This is a genomic window from Pseudomonas sp. Leaf434, from assembly GCF_001425545.1.
Lineage (GTDB): Bacteria > Pseudomonadota > Gammaproteobacteria > Pseudomonadales > Pseudomonadaceae > Aquipseudomonas > Aquipseudomonas siliginis.
The window spans coordinates 357,879-377,907 of sequence record NZ_LMQZ01000009.1 but is presented as its reverse complement, the minus strand read 5'-3'; the positions used below and the strand labels follow the sequence as shown (position 1 = coordinate 377,907).

Below are 20,029 nucleotides of genomic sequence, written 5' to 3'. Positions count from 1 at the left end.
CACTGTGAGGGATACCGATATGTCAGAACACGTTCAGCCGCTGGACGCTGCGGGCAGCGCCGAGACCAGCAACGCCACGCAGAAAGTCATCTTCGCTTCATCACTCGGGACGGTGTTCGAGTGGTATGACTTCTTCCTCTACGGCGCCCTCGCGGCGGTGATCAGCAAGCAGTTTTTTGCCGGGGTCAATGACACCACGGCGTTCATCTTCGCGCTCATGGCGTTCGCCGCCGGCTTCATCGTACGGCCGTTCGGTGCGTTGGTATTCGGCCGTCTGGGTGACATGATCGGGCGCAAATACACCTTTCTGGCGACGATCATTCTGATGGGCGTGGCGACGTTCTGCGTCGGCCTGCTGCCGACCTACGCCAGCATCGGCATCGCCGCGCCGATCATTCTGGTGGTGCTGCGCATGCTTCAGGGCCTGGCGCTCGGTGGCGAATACGGCGGTGCGGCGACCTACGTGGCCGAGCACGCGCCCATCGGCAAACGCGGCTTCCACACCAGCTGGATTCAATCCACCGCGACCCTCGGCCTGCTGTTGTCGCTGCTGGTAGTGCTCGGTTGCCGCTACTTCACCGGCGACCAGTTTGAAGTCTGGGGCTGGCGCATTCCGTTCCTGCTGTCGATCGTCCTGCTGGGTATTTCCACCTGGATTCGCCTGAGCCTGCACGAGTCGCCGGCCTACCTGAAAATGAAGGAAGAAGGCAAAACCTCGAAGGCGCCGATCCGCGAATCCTTCGGCAAATGGGAAAACCTCAAAGTCGTGCTGATCGCCCTGTTCAGCATCAATGCCGGGCAAGCAGTGACCTTCTACGCCGCGCAGTTCTATGTGCTGTTCTTCCTCACCCAGTTCCTGAAAATGGACCCGGCGGTGGCCAACAGCCTGTTGATCATCAGCGTGGTGATCGGCGCGCCATTCTTCATCTTTTTCGGCTGGCTCTCGGACAAGGTCGGGCGCAAACCGGTGCTGATGCTCGGTCTGTTGCTGGCGACCGCGCTGTACTTCCCGATCTTCAAATCCCTGGCCCACTACGCCAACCCGGCGATTGATCAGGCCAGCCGTCAGGCGCCGATCACCGTCCTTGCCGATCCCGCCACTTGCACCTTCCAGTTCGATCCGGTGGGCAAGGCCAAATTCGACAGCCCGTGCGACAAGGTCAAAACCTTCCTGGTCAAGCAAGGCCTGCCCTACTCCAGCGTCGCTGCACCTGCGGGCAGCGCCGTGCAAGTGAGTGTCGGCGACGTGAAGCTGGATGGTTTCGATGAGGCGGCACTGCGCGGCGCGATCACCCTCGCCGGCTACCCGCAACAAGCCGATATGCAGCAGATCAACAAACCGATGATCGTCGCCCTGATCGTCGCCCTGATCATCATCTCGGCCATGTGCTACGGCCCGCTTGCGGCGCTGATGGTCGAACTGTTCCCGACCCGCATTCGCTACACCTCGATGTCGCTGCCCTATCACATCGGCAACGGCTGGTTCGGCGGCTTCCTGCCCACCGTGTCGTTTGCGCTGGTGGTGTACACCGGGGATATCTTCTACGGGCTGTGGTATCCGGTGCTGATCACCGGGGTGAGCCTGGTGGTGGGGATGATCTGTCTGCGTGAGACGAAGAATATCGATCTCGATAAAAACTGAAAAACCCGCTGACAACAATGGCGAGGGAAGCGATTCTCTCGCCATTTTTTGCTTCAGGCGTCCGCTTTGATCACTTCGAATTTCACCTGGTCCGGATAAAACGCCACATAGTTGCGGATCGGTTCAACCGAGATCTTGGGTTTTTCGTAAGTCCACACCGCATTGGCGCCCTCATGCCCCGGCACTTGCAGGCTGAAGTAATTGGCGTCGCCCTTGTACGGGCAATAGCTGGTGTGGTCGGTGCGGGCGAAGTATTTTTCGTCGATGTCTTCGCGCGGGATGTAGTACACCGGCGGATAGTTGGCTTCGTTGAGGATCATCGCGTGAGAGGACGCGGCGACCTGGATGCCGTGGAACTTCACCAGCAGGCAGCCGGCAAGTTGTTCCAGGCTGATCACGGGACTGGGGCTTTTCATGAGGTTCTCCTGAGCACAGCGAAGAGACCGGTTCAGGTATAGCTGATGGTTGCGCAGCTCGACTGGATTACGGCCGAACGGCTAAACCTCCTGCAACGCTTTTATCTGTATATCCATACAGATAAAAGTTGCTCCCGCCGCGAACTCCCGCCATCCTGTGCCCTCTCCACACACCAACCAGCGATGGTAGCTATGCGGCTGTACCTCTGTGAAAAACCTTCCCAGGCCAAAGACATTGCGGCCGTGGTCGGCGCCAAGCGTCGCGGCGACGGCTGCTGGTTGGGGACGGACGTCACAGTGACCTGGTGCATCGGCCATTTGCTCGAAACCGCACCGCCGGACGCCTACGACGCGCGCTACAAACGCTGGGTGCTGGCCGATCTGCCGATTATCCCGGACAAGTGGAAAATGACCGTCAAGCCGCGCACTGCCAGCCAGTACAAAGCGGTAAAGCGCCTGCTCGGCGAAGCCAGCGAACTGATCATCGCCACCGATGCCGACCGTGAGGGCGAGATGATCGCCCGGGAACTGGTCGAGCACTGCCGCTATCGCGGGCCGATCCGCCGCTTGTGGCTGTCGGCGCTGGACGAGGCATCGATTCGCAAGGCCCTCGCTGCGCTGAAGCCGGGGGCCGAAACCTTCAGCCTGTATCACTCGGCGCTGGGCCGTTCACGCGCGGACTGGCTGATCGGCATGAACATGAGTCGACTGTTCACCTTGCTGGGCCGGCAGTCGGGTTATCAGGGCGTGCTGCCTGTGGGCCGAGTGCAAACGCCCACCCTGCGACTGGTGGTCGACCGCGACCGCAGCATCGCCGATTTCGTCCCCGTACCGTTCTGGGCAATCGACGTGGATTTGCTGCACAACGGCACGGCGTTTACCGCGCAATGGCGCGCGCCGTCCGACGTTTGTGATGATCAGGATCGCTGCCTGAATCAGGCGTTGGCGCAACAAGCGGCGGCGGCGATCAGCAGTGCTGACAGCGCACGGGTGATCAAGCTGAAGACCGAGCGCATGCGCGAAGTGGCGCCGCTGCCCTTCGATCTTGGCACCTTGCAGGAAGTCTGCTCGAAAAAGCTTGGCCTTGGCGCGCAGGAAACCCTCGACATCGCCCAGGCCCTTTACGAAACCTACAAAGTCATCACCTATCCGCGCAGTGATTGCGGCTTTCTGCCGTTGAGCCAACACAGTGAGGCGCCATCGATCCTCACAGCGTTGCGCCAGGCCGATCCGAGCCTTGAAGCCTTGCTGGGTTATCTCGAACCGCAACGGCGCTCGCGGGCGTGGAATGACGCCAAGGTCAGCGCTCACCACGGCATCATTCCCACCATCGCCGCGAAGAATCTTGAACGCCTGAGCGGCAAGCATCGTGCGGTGTACACACTGATTCGCGCGCGCTACCTGGCGCAGTTCCTGCCCAATCACGAATACGATCGCACTCAAGCCGATTTCGATTGCAACGGGCAGGCCCTGCGCGCGGTGGGCAAGCAGATCATCGAAGCGGGCTGGAAGCGCGCATTGCCCGAAGCACTGGCACCGGCCAGGGGCCGCGAAGCACCAGCACCGCAAACCTTGCCGACCCTCAGCCAAGGCGTCGAATGCGCTGTGTCGAAAGTGAATCTCAAGGATCTGTGGACGCAGCCACCAAAACCCTACACCGAAGGCGATCTGATCAAGGCGATGAAGAACGTCGCCAAACTGGTCGAGGATCCGCTGCTCAAACAGAAACTCAAGGACACCACCGGCATCGGCACCGAAGCTACCCGTGCATCGATCATCCAAGGGCTGCTGGATCGCGATTATCTGGTCAAGAACGGCAAGGCATTGGCGGCGACACCTGCCGCGTTCAGCCTGATCGACGCAGTGCCTCGCGCGATCGCCGACCCTGGCACCACGGCGATCTGGGAACAGGCCCTGGACATGGTGCAGAGCGGCGAGATGAGTCTGGAAGAATTCGTCACCAAACAGGCCGCGTGGATGAGCAAGCAGGTCACCCGCTGCTCCGCCCTCAGCCTGACCATCAGCGGCCCGCCGCCTGCCGGCAAAGCCGCAGCGCCGTGGAAGAAAAAGCGTAAGTCGACGCCCAGCAAAACCGCCGGTACGCGCAAACGCACGGCGCGTCCGACGACTCGCTGAATCCCTCGCGGTTCCCTTCTCGACGTTGTCGAAACGGATCTTTTCTCATTCCAAAACAGCTTTGTCCGACAATATGTAGTGCTTGAAAATAATCACTACAAAACCGTTGACGGCGTCGTTTTGCTTTTGCATGATGAAGACGTTCCCCGATCGGGAGCACTGGTAACACGCTTGAGCAAACTCGTCTGACCGCCGAGTTGTTTTTTCCGGATACACGCTGCCCACAAGGCAGATTGAAGAAGCTGACCTGGCCTGAACGTCCAGTACAAGGACGAGAAGCGCTGGCGAAAATTCTCAAGACGCTTGTGGCCGACACTGGATTGTCGTCAAGGAGCCTCCCGGTTTTCGCTGCTTCTCCTCGTTGTGACGCTATTGCGTAGCAGTTATTCAACACGACTACATGCAACAGATGCACGACCCCGTACTTCACACGGGCGAACGCTGACGTCCTGGTTTCGGTGCCAGGGATCAACTAACCGATGGGCTACCTGTATTAGCGAATCAACTTTGAAAGATCACCAGACTGGTCAAGGGGCATAACAATGAATCTGAACAATCAACCCACCATCGAAGAACTGGCGCGTATGTTCGCGGCGCAGAAAGACAGCCACGACAGCCATATTCTCTGGATCAGCAAGTCGGGGCAGGTACACATTGACTGCCTGTCGCCTCACGCTGGCGAAGAAGAATTCGACCGCAATCACCAGAACCTGCTGGCCCGCCTGAAGATGTACCGCCGCGGCCACGGTTATGTCGGCAAGAAAGCTGCGGCCGACAAGGACTTCATTGGCAATGTGCTGCAGACGCTGAAACAGGCGTGGGATTCGATGCAGAACAAAAATGAAGTTCGAGTGATTGATCGGTTTTATTGAGTTGTAGATTATTTGACTAAGGGCCTGCTTCCGATTGGGAGCAGGCCCTTTGTTGTTCTTTTGAGTTATGCGGCGTGAGTGCCCCCGTCGCCCCTCACCCCAGCCCTCTCCCGAGTGAGAGGGAGCCGACCGAGTTGCCTCAGCTCAACCGTAGACCTGAATGACCGTGGCGATTATGAGTCAACGAAGCTCGTTCAGGTCGGCGTGACTTGACCAAACACCTCGGTCAGTCCCCTCTCCCGCTGGGAGAGGGTTAGGGTGAGGGGCTTTTCATGCCGAGCACCAGTTCCACAAACGCCAACGCCGCCGCGCTGTGATAATTATTCCTGCGCCGCAACAACGCCGCTCCCCGCTGCGGCGCCTCCCCTTCAACACGCAAGCGGCGCAACGCGCGGTCTTCGCTGGCAATCGCCTCGGGCAGCATGGTCGCCAGCGGCGCATGCCGCACCACTTCCAGCAACGTACTCACCGAATTCACCTCGATGCGCACCTGCGGCGTGATCCCGTGCTGTCGGAAATACTCATCCACCAATAACCGCGTAATGAAACCCGGCGCCAGCAAGGCGAAATCCAGTGATGCCAATTCCGCCGGCGTCAACACCGAAGGGCTGCCATAGAGCGGATGCCCAGGCCCGACCATGATCCCCAGCGTCTCGGTAAACGCCGGTATGCATTCGATATCGGCATTGCGTACCGGCGTAAACGCGATCGCGACGTCCAGCGAGTCATCCGCCAGCCCGGCCTCGATGTCGTCCATCGACAGTTCGAAGATTTCCAGATGAATCCCGGGAAACCGCGCCCTGTAATCACGCACCAACGGCCCGACCAGATACGCCATGAACGTCGGCGTCATCGCCAGGCGCAAGGTGCCGCGCGACAAATCCTTCACATCGTGCAAGGCGCGCTGTCCGGCCTCCAGCTCCACCAGCACGCGTCGTGCGCATTCAATGTATGCCGCGCCGGCATCGGTCGGTTTCACCGTGCGCGAGGTGCGATCGAACAGACTGACGCCGAGGGTTTCTTCCAGCTGCCGGATCTGCTGCGACAACGTCGGCTGCGATACATGCAGCGCTTCGGCGGCGCGGGTGAAGCCGCCGTGATCGGCAACGGCGAGCAGATAACGCAAATGTCGCAAAAGCATGGAAACACCATCTATAGGCAGGGCTTATGCGCAGCATTGTATATCGGTCTTGGACGCTATGAATCGACCGGCGCAACATTGCTTCCACACAGCAAGCCAACCCCTGAAAGGAGTGACACCATGCAACAGTCCCACGCCTACAGCGACAACAGCCTGGCCCTGACCACCCGCGTTCTCGACGCCAAGGCGAAAAAAGCTCTGTCGTGGCAGGATCTCGCCGACGGCACCGGCCTCAGCCTGGCCTACGTTACCGCCGCCCTGCTCGGCCAGCATCCTTTGCCGGAAAACGCTGCTCAAGTGGTCGGCGACAAGCTTGACCTCAGCGCAGATGACGTCGCCGCTCTGCAGATCATTCCTTTGCGCGGCAGCCTCAGCGGCGTGCCGACCGATCCGACCATCTACCGTTTTTACGAAATGATCCAGATCTACGGCACCACGCTGAAAGCCCTGGTTCACGAACAGTTCGGTGACGGCATCATCAGTGCGATCAACTTCAAACTGGACATCAAGAAAGTCGAAGACCGGGAAGGCGGCTCCCGCGCCGTGGTGACCCTCGACGGCAAGTTCCTGCCGCTGCGTCCGTTCTGATACGCCCGGCCCGCACCCTGCGTGCGGGCCATCTCATTTCTGCCACGAGGACATGCCATGAAAGCCCTGATCGACGGCTTCCTGAAATTCCAGAACGAAGCCTTCCCGCAACGCAGCGAACTGTTCAAACATCTGGCCACGACTCAGCAACCCGGCACGCTGTTCATCACCTGTTCCGACAGCCGTGTGGTGCCTGAGCTGCTGACCCAGCAAGAGCCCGGCGAGCTGTTCGTGATCCGCAATGCTGGCAATATCGTGCCCTCCTACAGCCCGCATCCGGGCGGGGTCTCGGCGACGGTGGAATATGCGGTGGCAGTGCTGGGGGTGACCGATATCGTGATTTGCGGCCACTCGGATTGCGGCGCGATGACAGCGATTGCCCAGTGCAAATGCATGGATCACCTGCCCGCTGTCAATGGCTGGCTGCAGCATGCCGAATCGGCGAAGGTAGTGAACGAAGCGCGCGTGCATGGCAGCGACACGGCGAAATTGAGCTCGATGGTGCGCGAGAACGTGATTGCGCAACTGGCGAATATCCAGACCCACCCGAGTGTGCGCCTGGCCCAGGAGCAAGGCCGGTTGAATCTGCATGGCTGGGTTTACGACATCGAGACCGGTTCGATCGACGCACTCTCTTCTGATCGTCGTACCTTTGTGCCGCTGGCCGAGCGGCCTGAGACTTGCGCGATCAGCGCGAAAGCCAGCCACGCTGCCTGACTCCCCACCGTGATCGTTCCCACGCTCTGCGTGGGAATGCCTCTAGGGACGCTCTGCGTCCAGTGACGCGGAGCGTCACGGGCTGCATTCCCACGCGGAGCGTGGGAACGATCAACAGATCAGCGTTTCACCGTGAGATCTACCTGAGTCATTCGGCTGCGCACGGTGAACACGCCGTCACCGGAAAGAATCGCGCTGCGCGCAAACAGGCGCCCGCTCTCCCAGTTCGAAAGGCCCAGCTCCGGCTTGTTCAACGCGTACTGGCCATCGACCCAACGGGTGATGCCGTTGCCTACGAACGGCGCATTCACCGCGTTGTAGAAGCGTTCCTGAACCGCCGCCGCCTCACTGATCAACGACACGGTGAATTGCGGGCTGTAACGGTTGAACAGCGCAATCGCCTGATCCAGATCGTCGACAATCATCAGGCTGACTTCCGGGGTTTCTTCCCATTCCCACTCGCGGCCCAGGTCCGACTCGGGCAAGGATTCGGCCAGCGCTTCGGTCCGGTAACCCTCGGCGCGATAAACCTCGACTGTTGCGTTCTGCCATTCGCTTGGCAGGCAACTTTCACTGCCCGCGACGATGTGCAATTTGCAGCCTTGGCCGCGCGCAGTACCGGCGTCTTTCAAAGCTTCGAGGAACAGCGGCACCAGCTCATCGGCGCGTTCGCGCTGAATCAGGCAGACGTTGAGGGTATTGCAGACCTTGCGGTCCAGCGAGTTGCGCACCACCGCCGCGAAGCGTGTGGCGTCGGCGTCACGGTCGGCGATCAGCCACGCGCCGCCGGTGCCGTGCAGGCTGACGGCAGTGCCGGCCTGCTGGGCGATGCTGCCCAACTGACTGACCGCACGGCCCGAGCCGCGCGCCACCGCCAGCGACAGACGCCGATCGGCAAACATCGCCCAACCGGCGGCGTGATTGACACTTTCGACCAACGACACCGCCCCCACCGGCAAACCGGCTTCGGCCAGCGCCGGGTTCAAGGCGTGAGTGACGATAGCTTGCGCAGTGCCCAACGCATCGCTGCCGATGCGCAGCACAGCCGTATTGCCGGTGCGCAACACGCCGGCGGCGTCGGCAAATACGTTGGGACGGCCTTCGAAGACAAACGCGACGATGCCCAGCGGCGAGACGACTTGCTCAACCTTCCAGCCGTCGTGCTCGACACTGCTGATCACTTTGCCACGCGTGGGCGGCGCATCACGCCAGGCGCGCAGCCCGGCGATCATGTCGCGGCGCATGCGTTCATCGGCGAGCAAGCGTGTGGTCGAGCGACCGCGCGCCTTGGCCCGTTCGATGTCGGTGCGGTTGGCGGTTTCGATCTGCGACCAGCATTCAGGGTTTTCCAAGCGCTGGGCAAACAGGTCGAAGAATTGGCTGATGGCTTCATCGGACACCGCCGACAACGCGGTGAATGCTGCAGCCGCACGCTCGATTGCCACCGAGGCGGCCTGTTGATCGGCCACGGGGATCAGCAACAACTCGCCACTGACCTGCTCGACCAGCAAATGGTCACCGGGCTGAAACCGCGCGGCCAGTTCGGGGCTGACCACGGTGACGCGGTTACCAGCGAAAGGGATCGGCGTGCCAGCGACTAGACGTTCGAGCGCAAGAGACATGAAGCGGATTCACCATGCAGAGGGCGGTCGGAAAATGTAGCGGATTACTGGCTGAAATACACCTCCTCAAACACTAAAGAAACCTGTGGGAGCTGGCTTGCCAGCGATAGCGGTGGTTCAGGCAAATTTATAGTGACTGACAGGGCCTCATCGCTGGCAAGCCAGCTCCCACAGGGTCATGTGGTGTTCAGGTGGGTCAGAACACCGACCAGCCAATCCGCGAGCTCAGCAGTTCCAGCGCTGCCATCCCCGCCAGCGAGTTGCCGGCGGCGTTCAACTCCGGCGACCACACGCACACGCTGAACTGCCCCGGCACCACCGCAACGATGCCGCCGCCGACCCCGCTCTTGCCTGGCAAGCCGACGCGATAGGCGAAATTGCCCGCCTCGTCGTACAAACCGCTGGTGGCCATGATCGAATTGACCTGCTGGGTCTGGCGGCGCGTCAGGATCTGCTCGCCGCTGTGCTTGCAGAACCCGTCATTGGCCAGAAAGCAGAACGCCCGGGCCAGATCGATGCAATTCATCCGCAGTGCGCAATGGCTGAAATAGCTGCGCAACACCGCTTCGACATCGTTGTGAAAGTTGCCGAACGACTGCATCAGATAGGCCATCGCCGCATTGCGCGCGCGGTGCTGGTATTCGGAGTCGGCGACCTTGCCGTCGATCATGATTTGCGGGTTGCCGGACAGACGCCGGACGAAGTCGCGCATCGACAGTGTCGGCGCGGCGAAGCGCGACTGGTTGATGTCGCAGATCACCAGCGCACCGGCATTGATGAACGGATTGCGCGGGCGGCCGCGCTCGAATTCCAGTTGCACCAGCGAGTTGAACGGCTGGCCGGACGGCTCGTGGCCGAGCCGTTCCCAGATCGCTTCGCCGGAATGATCGATGGCCTGCACCAGGCTGAACACCTTGGAAATACTCTGCACCGAGAACGGCGTTTCAGCGTCGCCGGCGCAATACATTTCGCCATCGTTACTGTACACGGCGATGCCCAACTGGTTGGCCGGCACCGTGCCGAGGGCGGGAATATAGTCAGCAACTTTGCCCTGCCCGATCAGGGGCCGGACGGCGTCAAGGATCTCGTTCAACAGCGCTTGCATGCCGGGTTCCGAAAGTCTCGCCCCATGGGATCGCGGGGACACTGGGGCTAGACGCTGCGCCCGCCGGTCGCATCACACCGGCAAGCATCCAGCAGAATGTTCTAGGCTGGAGCGGACCATTCAGACACGGGAGAGCACCATGCACCTCGAAGGCTCCTGCCATTGCGGCGAAGTCACGTTCAGCCTCGACAGCGCCCATCCTTATCCCTATCAACGCTGCTATTGCTCGATCTGCCGCAAGACCCAGGGCGGTGGCGGTTATGCGATCAACCTTGGCGGCGACGCGACCACTCTCAAGGTTCGCGGACGCAAAAACATCAGCATCTATCACGCGAAGATGAAAGCTGACGGCGACAAGCGCGCCCATCGCAGCAGCGCCGAACGCCACTTCTGTGCGCTGTGCGGCAGCGGCCTTTGGCTGTTCAGCCCGGAGTGGCCAGAGCTGATTCATCCATTCGCCTCGGCGATCGACACGCCACTGCCGGTGCCGCCGGAACACACGCACCTGATGCTTGGCTCGAAAGCGCCGTGGGTTGAGGTCGAGGCGAAGCCGAAGGATCAGCAGTTTGATGTATATCCCGAAGAATCAATCGCCCAGTGGCATGAGCGACTCGGTGTGACTCGCTGATCACCGCGCCCTTCGCGAGCAGGCTCGCTCCCACATTTGGATTGCGATCACCTGTCGGAGCGAGCCTGCTCACGAAGGGGCCGGGTCAGGCAATATCAATCAGTCCAGATGCGCCCAGGTCATCCTGAACAACGCCCCGCCCCACACCGAGTCGCCAACCTCAACCTGCCCGCCATGGGACTGCGAAACCCGCCGCACCAGCGCCAGGCCCAGCCCGAAACCGCCAGTACGCCGATCCCGGCTGGCATCCAGTCGGGAAAACGGTTCGAAGATTTTCTCCCGTCCCTCCAGCGGCACGCCCGGCCCGTCATCGCTGACCCGCACTTCATAGTCATCGCCGTTGCGCAGCAGCGACACCTCGACGCGCTGCTCGGCATAGCGAATGGCATTGCGTAAAAGGTTGATCACCGCCCGCGCCATGAAGCGCGGTTCGATGCTTACAGTGTCGACCTGGCAATCGGTGATCGACAGCTGCACGCCCACTGCTTCGGCCTCAAGCGCCACACTGCCGACAACGCTGTCGAGCCAGTCGGCCGCATGAATATTCTCCCGTTTGATCACTGTCGCGCCGTGCTCGAGGCTGGCGTAGGTCAGCAATTCCGAGACCATCTCCTCCAGCTCACCGAGGTCGGCGTACATGTCGGCGATCAGCTCGCGATTCTGGCTCGCGTCGGGTTGCTGTTTGAGCTGATCAAGTTCGAACGACAGCCGCGCGATCGGTGTGCGCAATTCGTGCGACACCGCATTGGTCAGCTCGCGCTGATTGGCGATCAAGCCCTCGATGCGCGCCGCCATCAGATTGAAGTGCTCGGCCAGATCGCGGATGTTCGAGCGCCGCGACAACTGAATGCGCACCGACAGATCGTTGTCGCCGAAACGCTCGGCCGCCAGCCGCAGCTTTTCCAGATCGCGCCAGTGCGGGCGCACCCAGAAAAACAGAACGATGCCGATCAGCACTGCGAGCATCATGTACGCCGCGGTGATGTAGAACGGCATCAGGCTAGGCTCCGGCGGCAGCTTGATGCTGAGCAATTGCGAGCCACCATCGATGTTGCTGATGAACTGCGTGTAATCGTCGCGGATCACCAACAGGTTCCGCGCGAGCTCGGCATTTTCCTGCGGTGTCAGGGCCAGTTGATCGGCCTCGACCAGACTCAGCGACAGACCGTAGTGCGCACGCAATGAATCGAGTTTCTGTTCACGCTCGGCGCCCTGGCGGCCTTGCAGATGATCGACCAGCGACCACGCCTGACCACGCACGGCTTCACGGTTGTAATCCTGCGTCTGGCTGTCGAGCAAGGCGTTGAAGGTGTGCTCGACCGCCTGCAAGGCCAGCACCAGACCCACCGTCATCACCAGAAACAGCCCGAGGAACAAACGCAGCATCTACAACTCCCACGCGAACGGATTGAACAGATAGCCCTTGCCCCACACGGTCTTGATGCACACCGGCTCGCGGGGATTGTCCTTGAGTTTGTTGCGCAATTTGCTGATGTAGACGTCGACGCTGCGGTTGAGGCCGTCGAAAGCGATGCCGCGCATGCGATTGAGAATGTCATCGCGGGAAAGAATCTTGCCTGCCGCGCTGGCGAGCAACCAGAGCAATTCGAACTCCATGGTGGTCAGCTCGATCAGCTCACCGGCCAAGCGCACTTCCCGGCAACTGCGGTCGATGCTCAATTGCCCGAACTCAAGAAAACTCACCACGCTGGTGTCCGGCGTCTGCCGCCGTTGCAGCGCCCGTAGCCGCGCAAGCAATACCGGCGGTTTGATCGGTTTGATCACGTAATCGTCAGCGCCGGACTCCAGACCGAGGATGTGATCGAGATCGTCTTCCTTGGCGGTGAGGATCACGATCGGCGTGTCCGAGACACTGCGAATTTCCCGACAGACCTGCAAACCGCTCTGCCCCGGCAACATCAGGTCGAGCACCAGCACTTTCGGCTTGAATTCCAGGAATGCAGCCATGGCGAGATCGCCGCGATGCACCGTGCGCACCTCGTAGCCGTGTTGTTCAAGAAAGTATGCGATCAGTGCGGCGAGACGCTCATCGTCTTCGACCAGCAGGACTTTGCCAAAACCCAGGTTATCCATAACAACCGTTGCCAAGCCAAACGTGAAAGGGCCGATATTATGCTGGCATTCATCGAACAGGCGATGACGGCAGACAGCAAAAACCGGCCACTTGGGCCGGTTTTTCGGTGATGTTTCATACTCTTAAGAGTTTTTTACAATCCGACAATGATGTCCGATTGAATTGCGGACCTCTGTAGGAGCTGCCGAAGGCTGCGATATTTTGATTTTCGATTTGTAACAACAAGATCAAAAGATCGCAGCCTGCGGCAGCTCCTACCCGATCATGCGGCGACCGGCACGCCGCTGTGGAAGCGGAACTCCTCGTCCGGCGACTCGATCAGTTCCTGCTCGGCCACACGGACGCGCTCGATCACCTGCGCGACATCCTTGGCATCACCATACTGATAGGCCAGTTTCAGATAACCCTGAAAGTGCCGCGCCTCGCTTTTCAGCAGGCCGAAATAGAACTTGCCCAGCTCTTCATCCAGATGCGGCACCAGTGCTTCGAATCGTTCGCAACTGCGTGCTTCGATGAACGCGCCAACCACCAGCGTGTCGACCAGTTTTACCGGTTCGTGGCTGCGCACCACTTTGCGCAGGCCGGAGGCGTAGCGGCCGGCGTGCAGCTGACGCAGTTCGATCTTGCGCCGCTTCATGATGCGCATGACTTGCTCGTGGTGCACCAGTTCTTCCCGGGCCAGGCGCGACATCATGTTGATCAGGTCGACGTGGGCGTGGTACTTGGCAATCAGGCTCAGCGCCGTGCTGGCAGCCTTGAACTCGCAGTTCTTGTGGTCGATCAGCAGGGTTTCCTGGTCGGCCAATGCCGCCTGGACCCAGGCGTCGGGGGTGCGGCAGCCAAGGAATTCGTGGATTTCGGGAAGGATCATGGGGCTCACGGTAAAAGGTGTTCGAGCGAAGGGCGCCGATTATACCGGCCTGTCCGCAGACCACCAGCGGGGGCTGTTGATATGCATCAAGTCGCAGACGTTCGGGTAGCAACTATAGTTGTGCAACGCCGTGCCTTTTCTTTGCTGGAGACTCCGCTCATGCAAGCCATTCGCAGCATTCTGGTGGTCATCGAACCTGAACATGCAGAAAGCCTGGCGCTCAAACGCGCCAAGCTGATCGCCGGTGTCACCCAGGCCCATCTGCATCTGCTGGTGTGTGACAAGAAGCATGACCACGCCGGCCTGCTCAGCGTGCTCAAGGCTGCATTGCTCGCCGAAGGGTACAGCGTGACCACCGAACAGGCATGGAACGAGAGCCTGCACGAAACCATCATCGATGTGCAGCAGGCCGAGGGTTGCGGCCTGGTGATCAAACAGCACTTCCCCGACAGCTCGCTGAAAAAAGCCCTGCTGACCCCGGCCGACTGGAAACTCCTGCGCCACTGCCCTACCCCGGTGCTGCTGGTAAAAACCGCCGGTTCGTGGAAGGACAAAGTGATTCTCGCCGCCGTCGATGTCGGCAATGCCGATGGTGAGCATCGGCATCTGCACAGCACCATCATTGATCACGGCTACGACATCGCCAGTCTGGCCAAGGCGCATCTGCATGTGATCACCGCGCATCCGTCGCCGATGCTCTCGGCGGCTGACCCGACGTTTCAGCTCAAATCCACCATAGAAGCCAGATATCGCGAGCAATGCCGGGCGTTTCAGGCGGAGTTCGATGTCGATGACGAGCACCTGCACATTGAGGAAGGCCCGGCGGATGTGTTGATCCCGTTCATGGCGCACAAGCTGCAGGCGGCGGTAACGGTAATTGGCACGGTAGCGCGCAGTGGCTTGTCAGGCGCGTTGATTGGCAATACCGCTGAAGCGGTGCTGGATACGCTCGAAAGCGATGTGCTGGTGCTCAAGCCACAGGAGGTTGAGGATCATCTGGTGGAACTGACGGCAAAACACTGAGGATAGCCATGTCTGACTGGCGCTTTCGCGAGCAGGCTCGCTCCCACATCTGGAATGCATTTCCCTGTGGGAGCGAGCCTGCTCGCGAAGCTTCTAGGCGCCGAAGGCGTCTTTCAGAAAGCCCGGGGCGATATAGCGCTGATAATGCGCTTCCGACAGCAGGAAGAATTCCCGATCAATGGCATCGCGCAGTTCCGGCAGGTTCCAGTCGCGGAATTCCGGCAGCAACACCATCCCGTACGCCTCGAGATTAATGATCACCCGCGCCCCCCTGGCGATCAGCTGGTAGGCCCAGCAATATTCCGACTGATGCGGTACGAAACGGATCTTGCGCTGTTCGAGCTGCTCGCGCAGGCGCGCCGGATCGAAGATCTCGACTTTGCTCGCCATCACTTGTGACAGCAATTGCTCCAGACGCAGCCACACCGCACGTTTTTCCTCCTCGTTGTATCCGTTCCAATGGATCACTTCGTGATGGAAACGCTTGCAGCCACGGCACACCAGGTCACCGTAAACGGTGGAGCAGAGGCCGACGCAGGGGGTCTTGATGGTCTGATTGGGCATAAATGGGCAGAACACTGAAACGCGGAACAGGCCGGCATGTTAGCCCTTTGTCGGGCATTGATCACCCCTCAAACAACAGGGTCTCGCCAGCGTCGCAGGTTTGCTCCGGCCGCGCTGATTGCCACGAAAGTCCAATAGAGCGCGACTTACCTTTAAATTTTTTTTGCCGTAGAATCAGCCAGCCTTTTAAGGCGCCAATGTCCGTTAGAAGCTGTTTTCAAAGCGTCACGAGCACAGTCGTTCCTTCAGAGCGGTGTTGGCGAAGGGTTTTTCCAGCGGGGAAAAGCCCAACGCCAACCCTCATCAGCTCCCCGTTCTGCAGGCGTAAAACTTTGAAAGCAGCTTCTGTAAGGAATTGCCGGTAATTCTGGCCGAACGACCCACAACGTCGTGAGGCGCATGAGTACGGCAATTTCGGGATGAGCGTCCCGGACACCCATTTGGGACCACTGATGAGGGTAATAACTGTGCTTGAAGCCTACCGCAAACATATCGAAGAGCGTGCAGCCCTGGGTATCGTTCCCCAGCCGCTTAACGCCGAACAAACAGCAGGCCTGATCGAGCTGCTGAAGAACCCTCCGGCTGGCGAAGAAGCTTTCCTCGTTGACCTGATCACCAATCGCGTACCGCCTGGAGTGGACGAAGCCGCCTACGTCAAGGCCGGTTTCCTGTCTGCCCTGGCCAAGGGCGAAGCCACCTCCCCTCTGCTGGACAAGAAACGCGCTGTAGAACTGCTCGGCACCATGCAGGGCGGCTACAACATTGTCACCCTCGTCGAACTGCTGGACGACGCCGAGCTGGCGCCAGTCGCCGCCGAAGAACTCAAGCACACCCTGCTGATGTTCGACGCCTTCCACGACGTCGCCGAAAAAGCCAAGAACGGCAACGTTCACGCCAAGGCCGTGCTGCAATCCTGGGCTGACGGCGAGTGGTTCAAGAAGCGCCCGGTGCTGGCCGACAAGATCAGCCTGCGCGTATTCAAGGTTACCGGCGAAACCAACACCGACGACCTCTCCCCTGCGCCAGACGCCTGGTCGCGTCCTGACATCCCGCTGCACGCCCTGGCCATGCTGAAAATGGCCCGTGACGGCATCGTTCCGGACGAGCAAGGCAAGACCGGCCCGATGAAGCAGATCGAAGAAATGCGCGGCCAGGGCTTCCCGATCGCCTACGTCGGTGACGTGGTCGGTACCGGTTCCTCGCGTAAATCGGCCACCAACTCGGTGCTGTGGTTCTTCGGCGACGACATCCCGTACGTGCCGAACAAGCGCGCTGGCGGTTTCTGCTTCGGCAGCAAGATCGCTCCGATCTTCTACAACACCATGGAAGATGCCGGCGCCCTGCCGATCGAGTTCGACGTGTCGAACATGAACATGGGCGACGTGATCGATCTGTACCCGCACGCTGGCAAAGTCTGCAAGCACGGTACCGACGAAGTCATCACCACTTTCGAAATGAAAACCCCGGTGCTGCTGGACGAAGTCCGTGCCGGCGGTCGTATCCCGCTGATCATCGGCCGTGGCCTGACCGAGAAGGCTCGCGCCGAATTGGGTCTGCCGCCGTTCGACCTGTTCAAGAAGCCGGAAGCTCCGGCTGAAAGCACCAAGGGTTTCACCCTGGCGCAGAAAATGGTCGGCAAGGCTTGCGGTCTGGCAGAAGGCCAAGGCGTGCGTCCTGGCACCTACTGCGAACCGAAGATGACCACCGTGGGTTCTCAGGACACCACAGGTCCCATGACCCGTGACGAACTGAAAGACCTGGCGTGCCTGGGCTTCTCCGCTGATCTGGTGATGCAGTCGTTCTGCCACACCGCGGCTTATCCAAAGCCGATCGACGTGACCACCCACCACACCCTGCCTGACTTCATCATGACCCGCGGCGGCGTTTCCCTGCGTCCGGGTGACGGCATCATCCACTCGTGGCTGAACCGCATGCTGCTGCCGGACACCGTCGGTACCGGTGGTGACTCGCACACCCGTTTCCCGATGGGCATCTCGTTCCCGGCCGGTTCCGGTCTGGTCGCGTTCGCCGCTGCCACTGGCGTCATGCCGCTGGACATGCCGGAATCGATCCTGGTGCGCTTCAAAGGCAAGATGAAACCTGGCATCACCCTGCGTGACCTGGTTCATGCCATTCCGTACTTCGCTATCCAGAACGGTCTGCTGACCGTCGAGAAGAAAGGCAAGAAAAACGCCTTCTCCGGCCGCATCCTGGAAATCGAAGGTCTGGAAGGTCTGACCCTGGAGCAGGCGTTCGAACTGTCCGACGCCTCGGCCGAACGCTCGGCTGCCGGTTGCACCATCAAGCTGTCGAAAGAGTCGATCACCGAGTACCTGCAGTCCAACATCACCCTGCTGCGCTGGATGATCGGCGAAGGCTACGGCGATGCGCGTACCCTGGAACGTCGTGCTCAAGCGATGGAAGCCTGGATCGCCAATCCTGAGCTGATGGAAGCCGATGCCGACGCCGAATACGCCGAAGTCATCGAAATCGATCTGGCCGAGATCAACGAGCCTGTGCTCTGCGCGCCGAACGATCCGGACGACGCCCGTCTGCTGTCCAGCGTTGCTGGCGAGAAGATCGACGAAGTGTTCATCGGTTCGTGCATGACCAACATCGGTCACTTCCGCGCTGCCGGTAAACTGCTGGATCAGGTCAAGGGTCAGCTGCCAACCCGTCTGTGGCTGTCGCCGCCGACCAAGATGGACGCTCACCAACTGACCGAAGAAGGCTACTACGGCATCTACGGCAAGGCCGGCGCACGCATGGAAATGCCAGGCTGCTCGCTGTGCATGGGTAACCAGGCACGCGTTGAGCCGAACAGCACCGTGGTCTCGACGTCGACCCGTAACTTCCCGAACCGTCTGGGCGACGGCGCGAACGTCTACCTGGCCTCGGCCGAGCTGGCGTCCGTTGCTTCGATCCTCGGTCGCCTGCCGACCGTCGAGGAGTACATGGAATACGCTGGCAAGATCGACAGCATGGCGGCCGATGTCTACCGCTACCTGTCCTTCGACCAGATCGCCGAGTTCCGTGAAGCTGCTGCGAACGCCAAGATCCCGGTCGTTCAAGCCTAACGCTGCAAGGCCATAAAAAACGCCGCCCATCGTGAGATGAGCGGCGTTTTTTTATGCCTGCCGGGCAAGCATTCTGATCGTTCCCACGCTCCGCGTTGGAACGCAGCCCCGGACGCTCTGCGTGCCCAAGCGTGACGCAGAGCGTCACAAGAGGCATTCCCACGCAAAGCGTGGGAACGATCAGTCATCAGTGACAGGTCACACAGCCAGCTTGTAAACCAGCGCCGAAATCGCCACCAGACCCACCGCCGTAACAAACACGTTCGACGCCTGCCCGCGATAGCGCGCCATCGCTGGCACTTTGCGAATCGCGTACATCGGCATCAGGAACAGGATTGCCGCAATCACCGGCCCACCGACGGTTTCGATCATGCCCAGGATGCTCGGATCAAGCGTTGCGACGATCCAGCAGATCACCAGCATGAACGCCGCCACGATGCGATCCAGCGCTTTGGCGCCCGGACGCCTGCCGCTCTTGACGATCAGGCCCTTGAGGCCTTCGCTGGCCCCGATGTAATGACCGAGGAACGACTTGGAGATCGCCACAAACGCAATCAACGGCGCCGCAAACTCGATGGTCGGGTTGCTGAAGTGGTTGGCCAGGTACGACAGGATCGAAAGATTCTGCTCTTTTGCCTCAGCCAGTTGCTCTGGCGACAGGGTCAGCACGCAACTGAATACGAAGAACAGCACCAAAATGACCATCAATGCATGAGCGCGCGCGAGGATCTGTGAGCTGCGCTCGTCGGCGTGCACACCGTAACGACGCTTCTGGTCCATCGCGAACGCCGAGATGATCGGCGAATGGTTGAACGAGAACACCATCACCGTAATCGCCAGCCACAGCGTATGCAGCAGCGCTGACGGCGCCGGCACTTGCGAGGCGGTGGCGAGGATGCCGCCGTTCCAGTGCGGAATCAGGTACACGGCAAGGAACAGCAGCGCGACGATGAACGGATAGACCATCAGGCTCATGGCCTTGACGATCGCCTGCTCACCGCAACGCACCACGGCCAGCAGGCCGAGAATCAGCACGAACGACAGCAGCGCGCGCGGTGGCGGCGTGATGTGCAGTTGGTGTTCGAGGAAACTGGCGACCGTGTTGGTCAGACCGACGCTGTAGATCAGCAGGATCGGGAAGATGGCAAAGAAGTACAGCAGCGTGATCAAGGCACCGGCCTTGATACCGAAATGCTGCTCGACCACTTCGGTGATATCGGCGCCTTCGCGACCGGACAGGACAAAACGGGTCAGGCCACGGTGAGCGTAAAACGTCATCGGGAATGCCAAAAGCGCGAGGATCACCAGCGGCCAGAAGCCACCCAATCCTGCGTTGATCGGCAAAAACAGGGTGCCGGCGCCAATGGCCGTCCCAAACAGTCCCAGCATCCAGGTGGTGTCCTGGCGATTCCAGCTCGAAAGTTCAGCGGGTGCTGCTGAGTCGAAGCGCTTTTCGAGGCTATTGGCCTGATCATTCATCCGGTCGGATCTCCGCATTCCGGTCACTTGCCACTCGGTCAGGACGCGTCGGA

17 protein-coding genes are annotated in these 20,029 nt (G+C 60.3%); 8 read left to right on the top strand and 9 right to left on the bottom strand.

What is annotated here, in order from left to right:
- Positions 1 to 19: 19 nt before the first annotated feature.
- Positions 20 to 1,642 carry an MFS transporter gene (locus ASG55_RS19125; RefSeq protein WP_024013261.1) on the top strand — a complete coding sequence of 541 codons (1,623 nt, stop codon included), beginning with the start codon at positions 20 to 22 and terminating at the stop codon, positions 1,640 to 1,642.
- A gap of 53 nt (positions 1,643 to 1,695) precedes the next feature.
- Here ASG55_RS19125 and ASG55_RS19120 read toward each other — a convergent pair whose 3' ends face one another.
- Entirely contained in the window at positions 1,696 to 2,058 is a 363-nt protein-coding gene (locus ASG55_RS19120) for a DUF427 domain-containing protein (protein WP_056789235.1), read from the bottom strand.
- A 192-nt stretch (positions 2,059 to 2,250) separates the two neighbouring features.
- On the opposite strand from ASG55_RS19120, the gene ASG55_RS19115 reads away from it, so the two are divergent.
- Together ASG55_RS19115 and ASG55_RS19110 are read left to right on the top strand one after the other, a co-directional pair.
- Complete coding sequence (locus tag ASG55_RS19115) at positions 2,251 to 4,194, top strand: DNA topoisomerase III (RefSeq protein ID WP_056789233.1); 1,944 nt, start codon at positions 2,251 to 2,253, stop codon at positions 4,192 to 4,194.
- A gap of 542 nt (positions 4,195 to 4,736) precedes the next feature.
- Positions 4,737 to 5,066, top strand: coding sequence for a hypothetical protein (locus ASG55_RS19110; RefSeq protein WP_056789230.1), 330 nt, complete (start codon positions 4,737 to 4,739; stop codon positions 5,064 to 5,066).
- A 253-nt stretch (positions 5,067 to 5,319) separates the two neighbouring features.
- On the opposite strand, the gene cynR is transcribed toward ASG55_RS19110, so the two are convergent.
- Complete coding sequence (cynR, locus tag ASG55_RS19105; RefSeq protein ID WP_056789228.1) at positions 5,320 to 6,207, bottom strand: transcriptional regulator CynR; 888 nt, start codon at positions 6,205 to 6,207, stop codon at positions 5,320 to 5,322.
- 120 nt (positions 6,208 to 6,327) lie between these two features.
- Between cynR and cynS the strand changes: the two genes are divergently transcribed.
- Positions 6,328 to 6,795, top strand: coding sequence for a cyanase (gene cynS, locus ASG55_RS19100; protein ID WP_056789225.1), 468 nt, complete (start codon positions 6,328 to 6,330; stop codon positions 6,793 to 6,795).
- A gap of 57 nt (positions 6,796 to 6,852) precedes the next feature.
- The gene (locus ASG55_RS19095; protein WP_056789222.1) at positions 6,853 to 7,512 is read left to right on the top strand and encodes a carbonic anhydrase; all 660 of its coding nucleotides are present in this window, start codon (positions 6,853 to 6,855) and stop codon (positions 7,510 to 7,512) included.
- A gap of 119 nt (positions 7,513 to 7,631) precedes the next feature.
- Here ASG55_RS19095 and ASG55_RS19090 read toward each other — a convergent pair whose 3' ends face one another.
- Both ASG55_RS19090 and glsB read right to left on the bottom strand, forming a co-directional pair.
- The gene (locus ASG55_RS19090) at positions 7,632 to 9,134 is read right to left on the bottom strand and encodes an aldehyde dehydrogenase family protein (RefSeq protein WP_056789219.1); all 1,503 of its coding nucleotides are present in this window, start codon (positions 9,132 to 9,134) and stop codon (positions 7,632 to 7,634) included.
- A 196-nt stretch (positions 9,135 to 9,330) separates the two neighbouring features.
- Positions 9,331 to 10,239 carry a glutaminase B gene (gene glsB / locus ASG55_RS19085; RefSeq protein WP_024013269.1) on the bottom strand — a complete coding sequence of 303 codons (909 nt, stop codon included), beginning with the start codon at positions 10,237 to 10,239 and terminating at the stop codon, positions 9,331 to 9,333.
- Positions 10,240 to 10,378: 139 nt separating this feature from the next.
- Between glsB and ASG55_RS19080 the strand changes: the two genes are divergently transcribed.
- Positions 10,379 to 10,867 carry a GFA family protein gene (locus ASG55_RS19080; RefSeq protein ID WP_056789218.1) on the top strand — a complete coding sequence of 163 codons (489 nt, stop codon included), beginning with the start codon at positions 10,379 to 10,381 and terminating at the stop codon, positions 10,865 to 10,867.
- Between the two features lie 99 nt (positions 10,868 to 10,966).
- On the opposite strand, the gene ASG55_RS19075 is transcribed toward ASG55_RS19080, so the two are convergent.
- The 3 genes from ASG55_RS19075 to ASG55_RS19065 all read right to left on the bottom strand — a co-directional run bounded on the left by ASG55_RS19075 (position 10,967) and on the right by ASG55_RS19065 (position 13,833).
- The gene (locus ASG55_RS19075) at positions 10,967 to 12,253 is read right to left on the bottom strand and encodes an ATP-binding protein (protein ID WP_056789216.1); all 1,287 of its coding nucleotides are present in this window, start codon (positions 12,251 to 12,253) and stop codon (positions 10,967 to 10,969) included.
- Positions 12,254 to 12,961, bottom strand: a complete 708-nt coding sequence (locus ASG55_RS19070; RefSeq protein WP_056789214.1) for a winged helix-turn-helix domain-containing protein — start codon at positions 12,959 to 12,961, stop codon at positions 12,254 to 12,256.
- A 263-nt stretch (positions 12,962 to 13,224) separates the two neighbouring features.
- Positions 13,225 to 13,833 carry a tRNA-(ms[2]io[6]A)-hydroxylase gene (locus tag ASG55_RS19065; RefSeq protein ID WP_056789213.1) on the bottom strand — a complete coding sequence of 203 codons (609 nt, stop codon included), beginning with the start codon at positions 13,831 to 13,833 and terminating at the stop codon, positions 13,225 to 13,227.
- 159 nt (positions 13,834 to 13,992) lie between these two features.
- On the opposite strand from ASG55_RS19065, the gene ASG55_RS19060 reads away from it, so the two are divergent.
- Positions 13,993 to 14,856 carry a universal stress protein gene (locus ASG55_RS19060; protein ID WP_056789211.1) on the top strand — a complete coding sequence of 288 codons (864 nt, stop codon included), beginning with the start codon at positions 13,993 to 13,995 and terminating at the stop codon, positions 14,854 to 14,856.
- 93 nt (positions 14,857 to 14,949) lie between these two features.
- Here the strand turns inward: ASG55_RS19060 and ASG55_RS19055 are convergent, their stop codons facing one another.
- Positions 14,950 to 15,420, bottom strand: a complete 471-nt coding sequence (locus ASG55_RS19055; protein WP_024013275.1) for a DUF1289 domain-containing protein — start codon at positions 15,418 to 15,420, stop codon at positions 14,950 to 14,952.
- A gap of 467 nt (positions 15,421 to 15,887) precedes the next feature.
- Here ASG55_RS19055 and acnB point away from each other — a divergent pair, with 467 nt between their 5' ends.
- Positions 15,888 to 18,497: a bifunctional aconitate hydratase 2/2-methylisocitrate dehydratase gene (gene acnB / locus ASG55_RS19050; protein ID WP_039763151.1), complete on the top strand. Its 2,610-nt coding sequence runs from the start codon at positions 15,888 to 15,890 to the stop codon at positions 18,495 to 18,497.
- Between the two features lie 198 nt (positions 18,498 to 18,695).
- Here the strand turns inward: acnB and ASG55_RS19045 are convergent, their stop codons facing one another.
- Entirely contained in the window at positions 18,696 to 19,976 is a 1,281-nt protein-coding gene (locus ASG55_RS19045; protein ID WP_056789209.1) for an HAAAP family serine/threonine permease, read from the bottom strand.
- Between the last annotated feature and the right edge of the window lie 53 nt (positions 19,977 to 20,029).

What these genes read in the sequence shown, in the direction of transcription:
- ASG55_RS19125 (WP_024013261.1), top strand. Translation starts at nt 20, where the DNA reads ATGTCAGAACACGTTCAGCCGCTGGACGCTGCGGGCAGCGCCGAGACC.
- ASG55_RS19120 (WP_056789235.1), bottom strand. Translation starts at nt 2,058, where the DNA reads ATGAAAAGCCCCAGTCCCGTGATCAGCCTGGAACAACTTGCCGGCTGC.
- ASG55_RS19115 (WP_056789233.1), top strand. Translation starts at nt 2,251, where the DNA reads ATGCGGCTGTACCTCTGTGAAAAACCTTCCCAGGCCAAAGACATTGCG.
- ASG55_RS19110 (WP_056789230.1), top strand. Translation starts at nt 4,737, where the DNA reads ATGAATCTGAACAATCAACCCACCATCGAAGAACTGGCGCGTATGTTC.
- cynR (WP_056789228.1), bottom strand. Translation starts at nt 6,207, where the DNA reads ATGCTTTTGCGACATTTGCGTTATCTGCTCGCCGTTGCCGATCACGGC.
- cynS (WP_056789225.1), top strand. Translation starts at nt 6,328, where the DNA reads ATGCAACAGTCCCACGCCTACAGCGACAACAGCCTGGCCCTGACCACC.
- ASG55_RS19095 (WP_056789222.1), top strand. Translation starts at nt 6,853, where the DNA reads ATGAAAGCCCTGATCGACGGCTTCCTGAAATTCCAGAACGAAGCCTTC.
- ASG55_RS19090 (WP_056789219.1), bottom strand. Translation starts at nt 9,134, where the DNA reads ATGTCTCTTGCGCTCGAACGTCTAGTCGCTGGCACGCCGATCCCTTTC.
- glsB (WP_024013269.1), bottom strand. Translation starts at nt 10,239, where the DNA reads ATGCAAGCGCTGTTGAACGAGATCCTTGACGCCGTCCGGCCCCTGATC.
- ASG55_RS19080 (WP_056789218.1), top strand. Translation starts at nt 10,379, where the DNA reads ATGCACCTCGAAGGCTCCTGCCATTGCGGCGAAGTCACGTTCAGCCTC.
- ASG55_RS19075 (WP_056789216.1), bottom strand. Translation starts at nt 12,253, where the DNA reads ATGCTGCGTTTGTTCCTCGGGCTGTTTCTGGTGATGACGGTGGGTCTG.
- ASG55_RS19070 (WP_056789214.1), bottom strand. Translation starts at nt 12,961, where the DNA reads ATGGATAACCTGGGTTTTGGCAAAGTCCTGCTGGTCGAAGACGATGAG.
- ASG55_RS19065 (WP_056789213.1), bottom strand. Translation starts at nt 13,833, where the DNA reads ATGATCCTTCCCGAAATCCACGAATTCCTTGGCTGCCGCACCCCCGAC.
- ASG55_RS19060 (WP_056789211.1), top strand. Translation starts at nt 13,993, where the DNA reads ATGCAAGCCATTCGCAGCATTCTGGTGGTCATCGAACCTGAACATGCA.
- ASG55_RS19055 (WP_024013275.1), bottom strand. Translation starts at nt 15,420, where the DNA reads ATGCCCAATCAGACCATCAAGACCCCCTGCGTCGGCCTCTGCTCCACC.
- ASG55_RS19045 (WP_056789209.1), bottom strand. Translation starts at nt 19,976, where the DNA reads ATGAATGATCAGGCCAATAGCCTCGAAAAGCGCTTCGACTCAGCAGCA.